We start from the raw sequence: 16,379 nt of genomic DNA, 5'->3' as shown, positions 1-16,379 counted from the left end.
CTTTCCTCCACAAACCTACGACCAATCGCCGTGATCCTTCGTCGATCCGCGCATGAGCGTCTTGAGATCCTTGATTTCTCGCGGTGGAGCGCAGTGGAGGAAGAGGGGAGGGCCAGCGCGCATCGCCCCAACACCGCGCCGCGCCGAGAAACGACGAAGGCCCGGATGCTCAGAGCATCCGGGCCTTCGAGAAGACGACTTGTTGGCGGTCAGCGACCGTCTTGGCGGCGATCCCATCGATCGTTCATGCGATCCATGAAGGACGCCGAGTTCTGCGGCTTGGCCGACTTGCCCTCGCGAGCCGGCACCGGGGTGGTGCGGCGCACCGGGGTGACAGCGAGCATCACTCCGGCGAGCATCGTCGCGAAACCGATCACACCGACGACGATGCCGAGCACGTCGCCGAGGGCGACACCCGCGATCAGCGCGCCGACGCCGGCCAGCAGGAGGAGTGCCCCGTACACGAGGTTGCGGTAGCTCAAGGCACGATCACCGGAGGGCGCGCTCACGACGTCGGCGTCGTTGTGCAGGAGATGGCGTTCCATCTCATCAAGCAGACGCTGCTCCTGTTCGGACAGTGGCATCTCGTCCCCCTCGGGTATGGTGCCTTACATTCTACGCCCAGCCCGGCGATCTGGGGTAGCTGTCCGGCACCTCGTTCGGTGTACGTATGCTGAGAGTCGTGTCGTCCCCCACTCCTGTCCCCGATGCCGTCGCTGAGCGCCTGAAGCGCTTCCTCGACAGGGCACGCGCCGAGTCCGCCGGCTACGGCCCTGACGCGGTTTCGTTCCTCGACGCGGCTGCCGACACCCTCGTCGGCGGTAAGCGACTGCGGGCACGTTTCTGCCACTCCGGCTGGCGCTCGGTCGCCCGCTTCCTCGACCGGAACGCCGTGGAGAGCGATGCGCTCTGGGATCTGTGCGCCGCGCTGGAGATCTTCCAGTCCGCCGCGCTCGTGCACGACGATCTCATCGACAACTCGGACACCCGCCGAGGCCGTCCTGCGGCACATCGCGCCCTCGAGAGCGCCCACCGCGCGGCGGGATGGACGGGCGATGCCGAGTCGTTCGGACGCGCCTCCGCGATCCTGCTGGGAGATCTCCTGGTCGCCTGGAGCGACGACCTCATGGAGACCGGGATCGCAGACCACCCGCACGCCGCGACGGTGCGCGCCGAATACGCCCGGATGCGCCGTGACGTCACGACAGGGCAATTCCTCGACATCGCCGAGGAATCGGCATGGAGTGTGAATCCGCGCGACACGCATGCGGAGCGCGCGCTCCGCGTCGTCTCGCTGAAGTCGGCCAGATACAGCATCGAGCAGCCCCTGCTGCTGGGGGCATCCCTCGCCGGCGCCGCGGATGACCAGCTCGCCGCGCTGCGCCGATTCGGTCATCCGCTGGGCATGGCTTTCCAGCTTCGCGACGATGTGCTCGGGGTGTTCGGCGACGCAGCCGTCACCGGCAAGCCCGCGGGCGACGACCTCCGCGAGGGCAAGCGCACCGTCCTCATCGCCCTCACCAGGGATGCCGTCGACACCTCGACGCGCAACCTTCTCGACGAGTTGCTGGGCGATGCATCGCTCACGGACGAGCAGGTGTCGTCACTGCAGGCGACGATCGCAGGCTCAGGCGCCCTCGATCGCGTGGAGACGATGATCTCGGACTACGCCAAGGAGGCCGACCGGGCTCTGTCCGGGGCGCGCCTGGACAACGCCGCCGTCAGCGAACTCCGCGATCTCGCGCGCGCAGCGACCGTGCGGGCGGCCTGAGCGCTGCAACCGGCATGCCCGGCCTGAGCCGGGCCGCGATGACGGTCAGGCGAGAGTGCGGGCGATCCGACGGACCTCGCTCTTGTGGCCGGCGAGCAGAGCCGCGATCGGCGAGCGCCCCATCGTCTCCTCATCGCTGAGCAGCCAGTCGATGACCTCATCGTCGGTGAAGCCGGCATCCTTCAGGACGATCACGGTGCCGCGCAGCGAGGCCAGCGGCTCCCCGTCGACGATGAACACGGCCGGAACAGTGAACACTCCGTTGCGGCGGGAACCGATGAGATAGTGCTCGTCGATGAGTCGTCGCACCCGCCCGAGTGGCTCATCGAGCACCTCGACGAGATCGGGCATGGTCAGCCACTCGGTGGCATACGTTTCAGGGGCGTTCTCAGACACGTTGCCACTATCTCACCTCCGGTCTGAGGATGCATCTCGCCACTCCCGTCACGCCAGTCACACCAGTCACTCCTGTTGACTTTGGTTTACTTCCGTGCCAGCGTGGCAGAAGTCGAAAAAGGGGGAAGCTTTGAGACTGAACGCTTCGCGTCGTACGCGATATCTGACCGTGGCCGCACCTGCTGCCGTTCTGGGAACGCTCGCCGGCACGCTGGTCGCTGCGCCCGCTTCGGCGGAGGCCGCACCCGCCCTGCATCTCGTCCAGCTCAAAGACGTGGCATCGACGGCCGGCGTGCCGATGCACTCCGTGCCGGCGCAGACCAGTCCCGGCACGTACGTCGTCCAACCCGGAGACACCGTCTTCGCGATCGCCGAGCGCTTCGGACTGAGTACGGCCGACGTCCTGACCTGGAACGGACTCACCTGGCGGTCCGTGATCTACCCGGGGCAGAGCCTCACCCTCGCCGATACCGCAGTTCCGGCTGCCCCAGCCGCCGTCGAACCGGCGACGCCGGCAGCCACGACGACGCACGCCGTCGTCTCCGGTGACACCATCTACGCGATCGCCCAGAAGTACGGCACCACGGTCGACGCGGTGCTGGCTGCGAATGCCCTCACCCGCGAGTCGATCATCTACCCCGGGCAGACGCTCGCCGTCTCCGGTACGGCCGCAGCAGCCGCCTCCCCCGCGGCACCTGTCACTGCGCCTGCGGCACCGGAGGCCGGACAGACCCACACGGTCGCCGCCGGAGACACTCTCTACGGGATCGCCCAGAAGTACGGCACCACCACGCAGACGCTGTTCGCCGCCAACGGCCTGAGCGCCGCGTCGATCATCTACCCGGGCCAGACGATCGTGGTGGCCGCCTCGGCCCCTGCGCCGGCGGCGGCACCAGCGCCGACCGCTGTTGCGCACCCGCCATTGACGGCGACCCTGGATGCGGAGCAGGCGGCCAACGCCGCGCTCATCATCAGCATCGGACGACAACTGGGCATCTCCGACCGTGGCATCGCCACGGCTCTCGCGACGAGCATGGTCGAGTCCTGGATGCGAAACCTGGACTGGGGCGACCGCGACTCCCTCGGGCTGTTCCAGCAGCGGCCGAGCACCGGCTGGGGATCCGCCGAGCAGATCCGGGATGCCGACCGCAGCATCCGCGTCTTCTACGGCGGCCCGAACGACCCCAACGGCAGCGCGACGCGGGGCCTGCTCGACATCTCCGGCTGGGAATCCTTGGGCTTCGGCGCCGCGGCTCAGGCCGTGCAGATCTCGGCATTCCCTGACCGCTACGGCCAGTGGGAGGCCCAGGCCTACGAGTGGCTCGCGCTCCACGGATGACGCTCGGGGCAAACCCGCAGGGTCCAGGGGTGAGCCGCTCCCCAGGCTTTCAGGCAGTTCTCCATAGAATTTCCTCGTGACGACCAATCAGCAGGCCGACCCTCTCATCGGGCGGCTTGTCGACGGTCGCTACCGTGTCCGCGCTCGGATCGCGCGCGGCGGCATGGCGACCGTCTACGTCGCCACCGACCTGCGACTCGAACGCAGGATCGCTCTCAAGGTGATGCACGCGCATCTCAGCGACGATTCCGCGTTCCAGAGCCGGTTCATCCAGGAGGCACGGGCAGCGGCACGGCTCGCCGATCCGCACGTCGTCAACGTCTTCGATCAGGGTCAGGACGGCGAGCTCGCCTACCTGGTCATGGAGTACCTGCCGGGGATCACGCTGCGCGAGCTGATGCGCGAGCAGCGCCGTCTGACGATCCCGCAGACGATCACCATCATGGATGCGATCCTCGCCGGTCTCTCCGCAGCGCACCGCGCGGGGATCGTCCATCGCGACGTGAAGCCCGAGAACGTTCTGCTCGCCGAAGACGGCCGCATCAAGATCGGCGACTTCGGCCTCGCCAGGGCGACGACGGCGAACACCGCGACCGGAGCGCAGCTACTCGGCACGATCGCGTACCTCGCCCCTGAGCTCGTCACGCGCGGCACGGCGGACGCCCGAAGCGACATCTACGCGCTCGGCATCATGCTCTACGAGATGCTCACCGGCGAGCAGCCCTACAAGGGTGAGCAGCCGATGCAGATCGCGTTCCAGCACGCCACCGAGTCGGTGCCGCGTCCGAGCGTGCGCAACCCCGGCGTGCCGGAGCCCCTCGACGAGTTGGTGCTCTGGGCCACCGAGAAGTCGCCGGATGAGCGTCCGAACGACGCCCAGGAGATGCTCGACCGCTTGCGCGAGATCGAGCGCGATCTCGGCATCGCCCCCGCGGTTGCCGCCGCGACCATGCCTACCAAGCGTTCGCAGGCCGATTCCGGCGATCTCACCAAAGTGATGCCGAGCACCATGGTCATCGCCGATCCGACGGCCCCTGTCCCCCAACAGCTCGACAATGCGACCGTCCTCCGCCGTCGCGCTTCCAAGCGCCGCGCCCGCGGTGCGTTCCTGCTCGCTTTCGTTCTCCTGCTGGCGGTGCTCGCCGGTGGCGTCGGCTGGTGGTTCGGCTCCGGACCGGGATCCCTGATCGCGGTGCCGGGTGTCGCCGGGTCCAGCTATGACGAGGCCGCCGCGGCGCTCACGGCGGAGGGCTTCGTGCCGGCGCGAGCGGACGAGAATTCCATCGACGTGCCAGCCGAGCAGGCGATGCGCACAGAACCGGGCGAAGGAGAGCGACTGGAGGCCGGCGCGACCGTCACCGTCGTCGTCTCGATCGGCCCGAAGAAGCACGCCCTTGATCCGTTGAACGGTCAGGTGGCTGAGGAACTCCGCACCCGACTCACGGATGAGTTCCACCTGAAACTCGCGGACGACGTGGCTCTCTTCTCGGACGCAGATCCGGGCATCGTCATCAACGCATACGTCACTCCCCGCGCCGGCGGCGAGACGTACGAATGCGGCGAGGGCTGCGAAGTGTTCGAGAGCGACGCCATCGAGCTCTTCGTCTCGCTCGGACCGGTTCCCGACGTCGCCGGCATGAACGTGAACCAGGCGACGAAAGCGCTCACCGACAAGGGCCTGGTCGTCGCCGAGGAGAGTCAGACGCAGTTCAGCGACGACATCGACAAGGACCGGGTGATCGGGTACGCCGACCGAGCCGAAGAGGGGAACTGGCGGCCGGGCGATGCCATCCAGCTCATCGTGTCGAAGGGCCCTGAGCCGATCGAGGTGCCGGACGTCGACGGTGAGAGCATCCGCGAGGCCGTCCGGATCCTCGAGGAAGCGGGATTCCAGGCGGTGTCGAACGTCCCCGAGATCGTCTGGGATCTGTTCACCGCGACCAGCACCAACCCCGAGGCGGGCAGCGAGCACCCGCGTGGCACGAAGATCCAGATTCGAGCGGCGGGCTGAACAGCCTCGCCCGCAACGAAAGAACTGCTCCCACCCTGGCGGGTTGGGAGCAGTTCTTTCGTTCTGAGCCGGTGGCGTGAGCCTGGGTCAGCGCTTCGCGAGTTCCTCGGCCACCAGGAAGGCGAGCTCGAGGGACTGCATGTGGTTCAGGCGCGGGTCGCAGAGGCTCTCGTATCGGGTCGCGAGCGCGGCCTCGTCGATGTGCTCCGAGCCGCCCAGGCACTCGGTGACGTCGTCACCGGTGAGTTCGACGTGGATGCCACCGGGGAACGTCCCGACGGCACGATGCGCCTCGAAGAAGCCGCGCACCTCGTCGACGACGTCATCGAAGCGACGCGTCTTGTAGCCGGTGGGCGTGGTGATCCCGTTGCCGTGCATCGGATCGGTCACCCAGAGCGGTGTCGCACCAGAGTCGCGAACGGCCTCGAGCAGCGGCGGCAATGCATCGCGGATCTTGCCGGCTCCCATCCGGGTGATGAACGTCAGACGCCCGGGCTCACGGTTCGGGTCGAGCTTGTCGATCAGCGCGAGCGCCGTGTCCGGCGAGGTGGTCGGTCCGAGCTTGACCCCGATGGGGTTGCGGATCTTCGAGAAGTAGTCGACGTGCGCGCCGTCCAGGTCCCGCGTCCGCTCGCCGATCCAGAGGAAGTGCGCCGAGGTGTTGTACGGCGTGTCCGTGCGCGAGTCGATGCGCGTCATCGGCCGCTCGTAGTCCATCAGCAGACCCTCATGGCCGGTGAAGAACTCGACGCGCTTGAGCTCGTCGAAGTCGGCTCCGGCGGCCTCCATGAACTTGATGGCGCGGTCGATCTCGGCCGCCATCCGCTCGTAGCGCTGGTTGGCCGGGTTCTGCGCGAAGCCCTTGTTCCACGAGTGCACCTCGCGGAGATCCGCGAAGCCACCCTGGGTGAAGGCGCGGATCAGGTTCAGCGTGGAGACCGCGGTGTGGTACCCCTGCAGCAGGCGCCCCGGATCCGCCTGACGCGAACTCTCGGTGAAGTCGTAGCCGTTGACGATGTCGCCGCGGTAGGCGGGAAGAGTGACATCGCCTCGGGTCTCGTTATCGCTGGAGCGCGGCTTCGCGAACTGACCGGCCATCCGACCCATCTTCACGATCGGCATCGAGGCGCCGTACGTGAGCACGACGGCCATCTGCAGCACCGTCTTGATGCGGTTGCGGATCTGCTCGGCGGTCGCTCCGGCGAAGGTCTCGGCGCAGTCGCCCCCCTGCAGGAGGAAAGCCTGACCGGATGCCGCGCGCGCGAGGCGGTCGCGGAGGTTGTCGACCTCACCGGCGAAGACCAGCGGAGGGAGCCCCGCGATCTGCTGGGATACGGCTGCGACTCGATCAGCATCGGGCCACTGCGGCTGCTGCTTGATGGGGAGCGAGCGCCATGCGTCAAGGGCGTCGATGTGGTGCTGAAGCATCCCCCCAGCCTAGTAGGCGCTGACGCCTCAGGAGCCGCGTGTGACGTGCACCGGAAGCCGGTCCTTGACCGTCGACGCGTAGACGTCCTCGTACTCCTGGGCGCCCAGCCTCTGCAGAGCGACCATGATCTCGTCGGTGACCGAACGGAGGATGTAGCGGTCGTTCTCCATGCCCGCGTAGCGAGAGAAATCGAGCGGCTCGCCGATCACGATCCCGATCCGCATCACGCGTGGGACACGCTGCCCGATCGGCATCGCCGTGTCGGTGTCGACCATGATGACCGGGATCACCGGCACCTTCGCCTCGAGCGCCATCCGCGCGATTCCGGTCCGTCCGCGGTACAGCTTGCCGTCCGGGCTGCGCGTGCCTTCGGGATAGATGCCGAGGAGGTCGCCCTTCCCGAGCACCTGGAGTCCGGTGTTCAGCGAGGCCTCGGACGCCTTGCCCCCGGAGCGGTCGATCGGGATCTGTCCCGTGGCCTTCATGAAGAACTTCGTCGCCCAGCCCTTGATCCCGCGGCCTGTGAAGTAGTCGCTCTTGGCGAGGAACGACATCGGCCGATCGATCATCAACGGAAGGAAGACCGAGTCGGCGAAGGAGAGATGGTTGCTGGCGAGAATCGCTCCGCCGCTCGCGGGCACGTTGCGGCGGCCCACGATCCAGGGACGGAAGATCGCCTTGACCAAGGGCCCGATCGCGACGTACTTCATCAGCCAGTAGAACATCGAGGTGAAGTCTAGGGCACCGCCGCGGCATCCGCGGAGACTTCGGATATTCCCCGCCAAGGACGCGACCGGGTCTCACTAAGTGTGCGACTGGATTCCATGCCTTAGACTCGGGGACAACCCGTGTCCGACCGGTACCGAAGGAGCTGCCGTGGTCCAGTTTGAAGTCCCTGCGATCGTCCCCGCCGACCCTGACGCGAACATCGCCGACCTGCTGGTGAAGCGTGTCGAAGCCACCCCCGACCTGGCACTGTTCTCCGTGCCGGACGGCCAGGGCTGGCGCGACATCACCGCCGCAGATTTCCAGACCGCGGTCGTCGCACTCGCGAAGGGTTTCGCCGCGGCCGGCATCCAGCCCGGCGAGAAGGTCGGCTTCCTGGCGCGCACCACCTACGAGTGGACGCTCATCGACTTCGCCCTCTTCTACGCCGGCGCGGTGATGGTTCCCATCTACGAGAGCAGCTCTCCGTCCCAGATCCAGTGGATCATGGAGGATTCCGGAGCCATCGCCCTGCTCGTCGAATCGCCGGAGCACTATGCCCGCGTCGACGAGATCCGCAGCGACATCCCGCTGGTGCGTGATGTCTGGCAGCTGCACCTCGGCGCGATCGACACACTCACGGCTCAGGGAGCTTCGGTGACGGATGCCGAGATCGAGCGCCGTCGCAACCTCGCCGTCGGATCCGACATCGCCACCCTCATCTACACCTCCGGCTCGACCGGACGCCCGAAGGGCTGCGTGCTCACGCACAGCAACTTCGTCGAGCTGTGCCGCAACTCGGGCAAGGCGCTCGACAAGGTGCTGACGACACCCGGCGCCTCCACTCTGCTCTTCATCACGACGGCGCATGTCTTCGCCCGCTTCATCTCGATCCTCGACATCCACGCGGGCGTCCGCACCGGGCACCAGCCCGACACCAAGCAGCTGCTGCCCGCTCTGGGCTCGTTCAAGCCGACTTTCCTGCTCGCCGTCCCCCGCGTGTTCGAGAAGGTCTACAACTCCGCCGAGCAGAAGGCCGAGGCCGGCGGCAAGGGAAAGATCTTCCGCGCCGCCGCCGACGTGGCCATCGAGCACTCCAAGCTGCTCGAAGAGGGCAAGAAGATCCCGCTGGGCATGAAGATCAAGTTCGCGCTCTTCGACAAGCTCGTCTACAGCAAGCTGCGGGCGGCGATGGGTGGCAACGTGGCCTACGCGGTCTCCGGATCCGCTCCTCTCGGCGCGCGCCTCGGGCACTTCTTCCACAGCCTCGGTGTCGTCATCCTCGAGGGCTACGGGCTGACCGAGACCACGGCACCGGCGACGGTGAACCTCGCTGACAAGTCGAAGATCGGCACGGTCGGCCCCGCGCTTCCCGGAGTCGGGGTGCGCCTGGCCGAAGACGGCGAGATCGAAGTCCGTGGCATCAACGTGTTCAAGGAGTACTGGAACAACCCGCAGGCGACAGCCGACGCGTTCAGCGAAGGCGGCTGGTTCCGCACCGGTGACATCGGCAGCTTCGACGCCGAGGGATTCCTCACCGTCACCGGCCGGAAGAAGGAGATCATCGTCACTGCCGGCGGCAAGAACGTCGCGCCGGCAGCGCTCGAGGACCCGATCCGCTCGAATCCGATCATCGGCCAGGTGGTCGTCGTCGGCGACCAGCGCCCCTTCATCTCGGCACTGGTCACCCTCGACCCCGAGATGCTGCCGACCTGGCTTGCGAACAACGGCCTTCCCGCCGACACGTCGCTCGCCGAGGCGTCGACCAGCGAAGCCGTCCGTGCGGAGGTCCAGCGCGCGGTCGACGCCGCGAACACGCGAGTGTCGCGCGCCGAGTCCATCCGCAAGTTCACGATCCTCGACTCGGAGTGGACCGAGGCCTCCGGCCACCTCACGCCGAAGATGTCGATCAAGCGGAACGTCATCCTCAGCGATTTCGCCGACGAGATCGCCGCGATCTACGACGAGCCCGTCACCACGACGAACGTTCCGCTCGGCGGCTGACCGCAGACATGACGAAGGCCCCCGCAGATTCTGCGGGGGCCTTCGTCATTGCTCAGAACCAGGCGCTCTCGCGCACCTCGCGCATCGCCACCTTGCGCGTCTCCGGATCGAGACGCGTGAGATAGAGCTTGCCGTCGAGGTGATCGGTCTCATGCTGCAGCGCCTGGGCGAGCAGACCCTCGCCCTCCAGGACGACCGGGTTGCCGTCGAGGTCGATCCCCTCGACGCGGGCCCATGGATGCCGAGGCGTGTCATGCCAGAGTCCGGGAACGGACAGGCATCCCTCCCCCGTCGGCACGGCGTCACCGCGCACCTCGGTGAGGACGGGGTTCAGCACGTACCCGATATCGCCGTCGATGTTGTAGCTGAAGGCGCGGACGGCGAATCCGATCTGGGGGGCGGCGACGCCGGCACGTCCCGGCAGCTCGACGGTCTCCACCAGATCGGCGACGAGCGCACGGACGCCGTCATCGATCTCCTCGATCGGCGCGCAGACGGTGCGCAGAACGGGGTCGCCGAACACGCGGATCTCACGGACGGCCATCAGGCGGCCTTGGCGCGCAGGCCCTCGACCAGGAGCGCCGCGAGTTCACGGGCCGCCTGACGAGTCTCCGGGCGCAGGTTCGCGAAGACGATCGTGCCACCACCGGCGATCTGAGCGTCGTACGGCACGCGCACCACACGCTTCGCCCGGGTGGCGAAATGCGCTTCGAGTTCGTTCAGGCGCACCAGCGGGGCGCCAGGGGTGGACTGATTGAGCACGATGATCGCTTCGCGCGCCTGCTCGGCGTAGCCGTTCGTCTCCAGCCAGGTCAGCGTCTCGGAGGCGAGCCGCGCCTCATCGACGCTGAGTCCGGAGACGACGACGATCTGGTCGGAGAGATCGAGGGTCGCCGACATCACGGAGTGCACGATGCCGGTGCCGGTGTCGGTGAGCACCAGCGAGTAGTAGTGCGCGGCGACATCGGCGACATCGCGATAGTCGCTGTCGTTGAAGGCCTCGGCGATGCGCGGGTCGGCATCCGACGCCAGGACGTCCAGTCGCGTGGCGTCACGGGAGACGATCGCGGAGATGTCGTGGTAACCCCTGACCTCGTCGTGGATGCGGACGAGGTCACGGACCGACTTGCTGTGGTTCGGGCGGACGATGCGATCCGCCAGCGTGCCACGATCGGGGTTGGCGTCCACCGCGATGACGCGATCCTCGCGGGCATCGGCCAGTGCCATGCCGAGCAGTGCTGTGATGGTGGTCTTGCCGACACCGCCCTTGCGCGAGAGGACCGGCACGAAGCGAGCACCACCGGCGAGGGGAGCCGAGATCCTCGTCGTGAGCGCCTTGCGCTCACGCGCGCGACGTCCATCGCCGATGTTGATGCGACGGCCGGACAACGTGTAGAGGAGGTGGCTCCAGGCCCCCTCCGGCTCGGGCTTGGCAACCTGGTGCGGATCGAGGAGGCGATCGGCGGTGAGCAGATCGGCGCTCTCCCGCGCGGCCTCACCGAGATCGTCCAGACGCTTCGAGGTCAGCGCGACGTCGTTGCGTGCCGCGGCTCGCCGCGGCTGCGCGGCGATCGCCTTGTCGTTCGAGGTGTCCACGGGAGGGGTCTCCTTCTTGGCGGTCAGCGGTTGGACGGATGCCGCCGACACTGCGGATGCCGCCAGGTCGGCGCGCGCCTGAGCAAGGAACTGTGCAGCGGCAGCGGCCTCGGTATCGGCGTCGGTATCGGCGGCCCCGGCGTGGGCGGCGTCCTCGACGACGGGTTCTTCGACGACAGCATCCTCGACGACCGGCTCTTCGACGAGCGGCTCCTCGACGACAGCATCCTCGATGAGGACGTCTTCGATGACGGCCGAGTCCTCGACGGCAGGGGCCTCGACGGCCGAGTCCTCGACGATGTCATCCTCATCGAGTGCTTCCTCGACGGCCGGCTCCTCCACCGCTTCCGTCTCGACAGACTCCTCGACGGGCTCCGTCTCGATTCGCTGTTCCTCGGCATCCGCGATGCTCGCAGCCTCCGGCTCGGCAGGGATCTCGATGATGATGTCGGCGGCGTGGATGCGGCCGATGGCACGCGCATCCTCGAACGGCGTCTCGTCGACGATGACGTCGTCGACGATGAGGTCGGTGACGATCTCGCCCTCGACGACACCGTCGTCAGCGAGGTCGTCCTCATCCTCCTTGGGCAGCGCGACGCTCACCTGAGCGGTGCCGCCGAGGATGCCGATCCCCGTCGTGTCCAAAGACGCGGCGTCATCCAGCACCCCCCGCGAATCGTCCGCAAGCGGGTCGTCGAAGTTCTTCGGGGTCACGATGTCGCTCCAAGCTTGTGCGGGCCTCGGGTGCGCGGCCCGCCCGGACAAGATTAGTGCGCTGGGCGGATGACGACCAAAAGATCTCCCGCATCCACCTGCTGCGGGGAGGAGATCGCGAGACGTTCCACGACGCCGTCGGTGGGTGCGGTGATCGCTGCTTCCATCTTCATCGCCTCGATCGATGCGACCGGCTCACCCGCTCGAACGGATGCTCCGACCTCCGCCTTCAGCGTCACCACGCCGGAGAACGGCGCGGCGATGTGGCCCGCGATCGACGTGTCGGCCTTCTCCACCTGGTGCACGTCGACGACGATGGAGCGATCGCGGACGAAGACCGGACGCAGCTGACCGTTCAGCGTCGTCATCACGGTGCGCATGCCCTTGTCGTCCGCTTCGCCGATGGCTTCGAGCCCGACGAACAGCTGCACGCCGCGGTCGATCTCGATGACGTGCTCCTGCCCGGGGACCAACCCGTACAGGTAGTCGCTGGTATCGAGCACCGACAGGTCTCCGAACAGTTCCCGCATCTGGGAGAACTCTCGCATCGGAGCCGGGAACAGCAGGGTGTTCAGACGCGCGCGTCTGCTGGCGCTGTCGCCCGCCAGTGCCGTCTCGTCATCCGCAGAGATCTCGGTGACCCCGATACGGATCTCGCGGCCGGCGAGCACCTTGGTGCGGAACGGCTCGGGCCATCCCCCTGGCAGTTCGCCCAGCTCGCCCGCCATGAAGCCGACGACGGAATCCGGAACGTCGTACTTCCCCGGGTTCTCCTCGAAGTCGGCGGGGTCGGCCTTGACGGCGGCGAGGTGCAGGGCCAGGTCGCCGACGACCTTGGACGACGGCGTGACCTTCGGAACGCGACCGAGGATCCGATCGGCCGCGGCATACATGTCCTCGATCAGCTCGAAATCGTCGGCGAGCCCGAGCGCCTTGGCCTGCTGGCGCAGGTTCGACAGTTGACCGCCCGGGATCTCGTGGTGGTAGACCCGACCGGTGGGGCCCGGAAGACCGGACTCGAACGGCGCGTACTGATGTCTGACCGCCTCCCAGTACGGCTCGAGGTCCGATACCGCGTCGAGCGAGATGCCGCTGTCGCGATCGGTGTGCGCCAGCGACGCGATCAGGGCCGAGAGCGAAGGCTGGCTCGTGGTACCGGAGAGGGGTGCGGATGCCGCATCCACGGCGTCCACGCCGGCCGCACTGGCCGCAAGGAGAGTAGCGAGCTGCCCACCCGGCGTGTCGTGGGTGTGCAGGTGCACCGGGAGGTCGAAGCGCTCACGGAGCGCACTGACGAGCTTCGCCGCAGCCATGGGCCGGAGGAGGCCCGCCATGTCCTTGATCGCGAGGATGTGTGCGCCCGCGTCGACGATCTGCTCGGCGAGGCGCAGGTAGTAGTCGAGTGTGTAGAGATCCTCGGCCGGATTCAGCAGGTCGCCTGTGTAGCAGAGCGCGACCTCGGCGACGGCGGTGCCGGTGGCGCGAACGGCTTCGATCGCCGGGCGCATCTGATCGACGTCGTTGAGCGCGTCGAAGATGCGGAAGATGTCCACGCCGCTGGCCGCTGCCTCGGCGACGAACGCCTCGGTCACGGCCGTCGGGTAAGGGGTGTAGCCCACGGTGTTGCGGCCGCGGAGAAGCATCTGGATCGCGACATTCGGCAGCGCCGCCCGCAGCTTGTCCAGTCGCTCCCACGGATCTTCGCCGAGGAAGCGCAGTGCGACGTCGTAGGTCGCACCGCCCCAGGCCTCCACCGAGAGCAGCTGCGGGGTGAGGCGGGCGATGTGCGGGGCGACCGCGACCAGGTCGCGTGTGCGTACTCGCGTCGCCAGCAGGGACTGGTGCGCGTCGCGGAACGTCGTGTCGGTGACGGCCAGTGCCGTCTGCGCTCGAAGGCTCCTGGCGAATTCCTCGGGGCCGAGTTCGAGCAGTCGCTGCCGCGAACCCGGTGCGGGAACAGCATCCAGGTCGATCACCGGAAGCTTGGTCACGGGGTCGATCGCACCCGGATGAGCCCCGTTCGGCTTGTTGACCGTGACATCGACCAGCCAGTTCAGGATCTTCGTGCCGCGGTCCTTGGACACTCGGCCGCGCAGCAGATCGGGCCGCTCGTCGATGAACGAGGTGCTCACATCGCCGGCGATGAACGACTCGTCCTCGAGCAGCGCCTGCAGGAACGCGATGTTCGTGGAGACACCACGGATGCGAAACTCCGCCAGCGCTCGACGGGCACGGGCGACCGCTGCGGGGAAATCGCGCCCGCGGCAGGTGAGCTTGGACAGCATCGAGTCGAAATGCGGGCTGATCTGTGAACCGGCGGCGGTCGTGCCGCCGTCCAGGCGGATACCCGCGCCGCCGGGCGAACGGTAAGTGGTGATCTTGCCCGTGTCCGGACGGAATCCCTGCGTCGGATCCTCGGTCGTGATCCGGCACTGCAGCGCGGCGCCGCGCACGTGTAGAAGCTCTTGCTGCAGACCGAGCTCTGCGAGCGTCTGGCCCGCGGCGATCCGCATCTGGGTCTGGACGAGGTCGACGTCGGTGATCTCCTCGGTGACCGTGTGCTCGACCTGGATACGCGGGTTCATCTCGATGAAGACGACTTCGCCCGCTCGCTCCCCCGCCGTCTCCAGCAGGAACTCCACCGTGCCCGCGTTCTCGTAGCCGATCGATCGCGCGAACGCCACACCGTAACCGTGCAGGGCCGTGCGGATGCTGTCATCGAGGTTCGGCGCCGGAGCGATCTCGACGACCTTCTGGTGGCGGCGCTGCACCGAGCAGTCGCGCTCGAACAGGTGAACAGTCTCACCGGTCTTGTCGGCGAGGATCTGCACCTCGATGTGGCGCGGGCGCACGACGGCCTGCTCCAGGAACATCCGCGCGTCGCCGAAGGCGCTCTCTGCCTCGCGCATCGCTTCGGCCAGCGCCGGAGCGAGCTCGCCCTTCGACGCGACCCTGCGCATCCCGCGCCCGCCGCCACCGGCGACGGCTTTGGCGAAAAGCGGGAAGCCGATGTCGTCGGCCTGCGCGACGAGGGCATCGATGTCGTCGGATGCTTCGGTCGAGCGCAGCACCGGAACTCCGGCCTCGATGGCGTGCCGCTTCGCTTCGACCTTGTTGCCCGCCATCTCAAGGACGTGGGCGGGCGGCCCGATGAAGACGATGCCGTTCGCCGCAGCCTTCTCCGCGAGTTCCGGGTTCTCCGACAGGAAGCCGTATCCGGGATAGATCGCGTCGGCGCCGGACTCCCTGGCGACGCGGATGATCTCGTCCACGTCGAGGTAGGCGCGCACCGGGTGGCCGCGCTCCCCGATCTGGTAGGCCTCATCCGCCTTCAGGCGATGCAGGGATCCACGGTCCTCATAGGGGAAGACAGCGACCGTCCTGGCTCCCACCTCGAACGCGGCGCGGAAGGCCCGGATCGCGATCTCGCCGCGATTGGCCACAAGGATCTTCTGGAACATGCACACCTCTGAGAGCTCGACGTGCGGCGTTTTCGTCGCACATGGGGCGGGGCTGAGTGTTTCCTCAGCCTAGGGGAAGGTAACGTGGAGTCCGTGCACGTACTCAGCGTCAGCTCTCTCAAGGGCGGTGTCGGCAAGACGACCGTGACTCTCGGCCTGGCCTCAGCGGCTTTCGCCCGAGGCGTCCGGACCCTCGTCGTCGACCTCGACCCGCAGTCCGATGTGTCAACCGGCATGGATATCCAGGTTGCCGGCCGGCTCAACATCGCTGATGTCCTGGCGAACCCGAAGGAGAAGATCGTCCGCCAGGCGATCACCTCCAGCGGCTGGGCGAAGGTCCACCCCGGAACGATCGACGTGCTCATCGGCAGCCCTTCGGCGATCAACTTCGACGGACCGCATCCGAGCGTCCGCGACGTCTGGAAGCTCGAAGAAGCCCTCGCCGCGGTCGAAGCCGATTACGATCTCGTGCTCATCGACTGCGCCCCGTCACTGAATGCCCTCACCCGCACGGCCTGGGCTGCGAGCGACCGCGTCATGGTCGTCACCGAGCCGGGTCTGTTCTCGGTCGCGGCGGCCGATCGAGCCCTTCGCGCGATCGAAGAGATCCGTCGCGGACTCTCCCCTCGTCTGCAGCCGCTCGGCATCGTGGTGAACCGGGTGCGCCCGCAGTCGATCGAGCACCAGTTCCGCATCAAGGAACTGCGCGATATGTTCGGGCCTCTCGTGCTCGCCCCGCAGCTTCCGGAGCGTACCTCGCTGCAGCAGGCGCAGGGCGCCGCGAAACCCTTGCACATCTGGCCGGGCGACTCCGCTCAGGAACTCGCCGCGGACTTCGACTCGCTGCTGGATCGAATCATCCGCACCGGTCGTATCACGGTTTCCGAGACGGGCACCCAGTCCTGACAACCAACGCAGAATAAAAACGGCCATCCTCTCGCGAGGGTGGCCGT

At 67.4% G+C, this 16,379-nt stretch carries 12 protein-coding genes; 5 read left to right on the top strand and 7 right to left on the bottom strand.

The features are described from left to right. Nucleotides 1–209 precede the first annotated feature (209 nt). Nucleotides 210–584: a DUF3040 domain-containing protein gene (locus tag LTA6_RS13975; protein WP_341974350.1), complete on the bottom strand. Its 375-nt coding sequence runs from the start codon at nt 582–584 to the stop codon at nt 210–212. Nucleotides 585–682: 98 nt separating this feature from the next. Between LTA6_RS13975 and LTA6_RS13970 the strand changes: the two genes are divergently transcribed. Next, on the top strand, nt 683–1,771 hold the full coding sequence (locus LTA6_RS13970) for a polyprenyl synthetase family protein (RefSeq protein ID WP_341974349.1): 1,089 nt from the start codon (nt 683–685) through the stop codon (nt 1,769–1,771). Nucleotides 1,772–1,816: 45 nt separating this feature from the next. Here LTA6_RS13970 and LTA6_RS13965 read toward each other — a convergent pair whose 3' ends face one another. Then, complete coding sequence (locus LTA6_RS13965) at nt 1,817–2,122, bottom strand: Rv2175c family DNA-binding protein (protein ID WP_407359286.1); 306 nt, start codon at nt 2,120–2,122, stop codon at nt 1,817–1,819. A 175-nt stretch (nt 2,123–2,297) separates the two neighbouring features. Here LTA6_RS13965 and LTA6_RS13960 point away from each other — a divergent pair, with 175 nt between their 5' ends. Together LTA6_RS13960 and pknB are read left to right on the top strand one after the other, a co-directional pair. Next, entirely contained in the window at nt 2,298–3,506 is a 1,209-nt protein-coding gene (locus LTA6_RS13960) for a LysM peptidoglycan-binding domain-containing protein (RefSeq protein ID WP_407358122.1), read from the top strand. A 76-nt stretch (nt 3,507–3,582) separates the two neighbouring features. After that, complete coding sequence (pknB, locus tag LTA6_RS13955) at nt 3,583–5,517, top strand: Stk1 family PASTA domain-containing Ser/Thr kinase (RefSeq protein WP_407358121.1); 1,935 nt, start codon at nt 3,583–3,585, stop codon at nt 5,515–5,517. Nucleotides 5,518–5,604: 87 nt separating this feature from the next. Here pknB and LTA6_RS13950 read toward each other — a convergent pair whose 3' ends face one another. Both LTA6_RS13950 and LTA6_RS13945 read right to left on the bottom strand, forming a co-directional pair. Further along, the gene (locus LTA6_RS13950) at nt 5,605–6,945 is read right to left on the bottom strand and encodes a class II 3-deoxy-7-phosphoheptulonate synthase (protein ID WP_407358120.1); all 1,341 of its coding nucleotides are present in this window, start codon (nt 6,943–6,945) and stop codon (nt 5,605–5,607) included. Nucleotides 6,946–6,972: 27 nt separating this feature from the next. After that, nucleotides 6,973–7,671, bottom strand: coding sequence for a lysophospholipid acyltransferase family protein (locus LTA6_RS13945; protein ID WP_407358119.1), 699 nt, complete (start codon nt 7,669–7,671; stop codon nt 6,973–6,975). A 151-nt stretch (nt 7,672–7,822) separates the two neighbouring features. On the opposite strand from LTA6_RS13945, the gene LTA6_RS13940 reads away from it, so the two are divergent. Beyond that, the gene (locus LTA6_RS13940) at nt 7,823–9,655 is read left to right on the top strand and encodes a long-chain fatty acid--CoA ligase (RefSeq protein WP_341974343.1); all 1,833 of its coding nucleotides are present in this window, start codon (nt 7,823–7,825) and stop codon (nt 9,653–9,655) included. 52 nt (nt 9,656–9,707) lie between these two features. Here LTA6_RS13940 and def read toward each other — a convergent pair whose 3' ends face one another. From def to LTA6_RS13925, 3 genes are read right to left on the bottom strand one after another with little or no spacing between them, the layout of a single operon-like run. After that, nucleotides 9,708–10,199: a peptide deformylase gene (def, locus tag LTA6_RS13935; RefSeq protein ID WP_407358118.1), complete on the bottom strand. Its 492-nt coding sequence runs from the start codon at nt 10,197–10,199 to the stop codon at nt 9,708–9,710. Then, on the bottom strand, nt 10,199–11,965 hold the full coding sequence (locus tag LTA6_RS13930) for an AAA family ATPase (protein WP_407358117.1): 1,767 nt from the start codon (nt 11,963–11,965) through the stop codon (nt 10,199–10,201). Before LTA6_RS13930 ends, def begins: the two co-directional genes overlap by 1 nt. Before the next feature lie 53 nt (nt 11,966–12,018). Beyond that, nucleotides 12,019–15,426: a pyruvate carboxylase gene (locus LTA6_RS13925; RefSeq protein WP_407358116.1), complete on the bottom strand. Its 3,408-nt coding sequence runs from the start codon at nt 15,424–15,426 to the stop codon at nt 12,019–12,021. Nucleotides 15,427–15,519: 93 nt separating this feature from the next. Between LTA6_RS13925 and LTA6_RS13920 the strand changes: the two genes are divergently transcribed. Further along, entirely contained in the window at nt 15,520–16,332 is an 813-nt protein-coding gene (locus tag LTA6_RS13920) for a ParA family protein (protein ID WP_341978387.1), read from the top strand. The last annotated feature ends 47 nt before the right edge of the window (nt 16,333–16,379 follow it).

This window comes from Microbacterium sp. LTA6 (genome assembly GCF_045690355.1).
GTDB lineage: Bacteria > Actinomycetota > Actinomycetes > Actinomycetales > Microbacteriaceae > Microbacterium.
The sequence above is the reverse complement of the archived record's forward strand: the minus strand, read 5'-3'. Positions and strand labels throughout refer to the sequence as shown.

Excerpts from the sequence above, each read along its gene's own strand:
- LTA6_RS13975 (WP_341974350.1), bottom strand. The coding sequence starts at position 584 with ATGCCACTGTCCGAACAGGAGCAGCGTCTGCTTGATGAGATGGAACGC.
- LTA6_RS13965 (WP_407359286.1), bottom strand. The coding sequence starts at position 2,122 with ATGCCCGATCTCGTCGAGGTGCTCGATGAGCCACTCGGGCGGGTGCGA.
- LTA6_RS13950 (WP_407358120.1), bottom strand. The coding sequence starts at position 6,945 with ATGCTTCAGCACCACATCGACGCCCTTGACGCATGGCGCTCGCTCCCC.
- LTA6_RS13945 (WP_407358119.1), bottom strand. The coding sequence starts at position 7,671 with ATGTTCTACTGGCTGATGAAGTACGTCGCGATCGGGCCCTTGGTCAAG.
- def (WP_407358118.1), bottom strand. The coding sequence starts at position 10,199 with ATGGCCGTCCGTGAGATCCGCGTGTTCGGCGACCCCGTTCTGCGCACC.
- LTA6_RS13925 (WP_407358116.1), bottom strand. The coding sequence starts at position 15,426 with ATGTTCCAGAAGATCCTTGTGGCCAATCGCGGCGAGATCGCGATCCGG.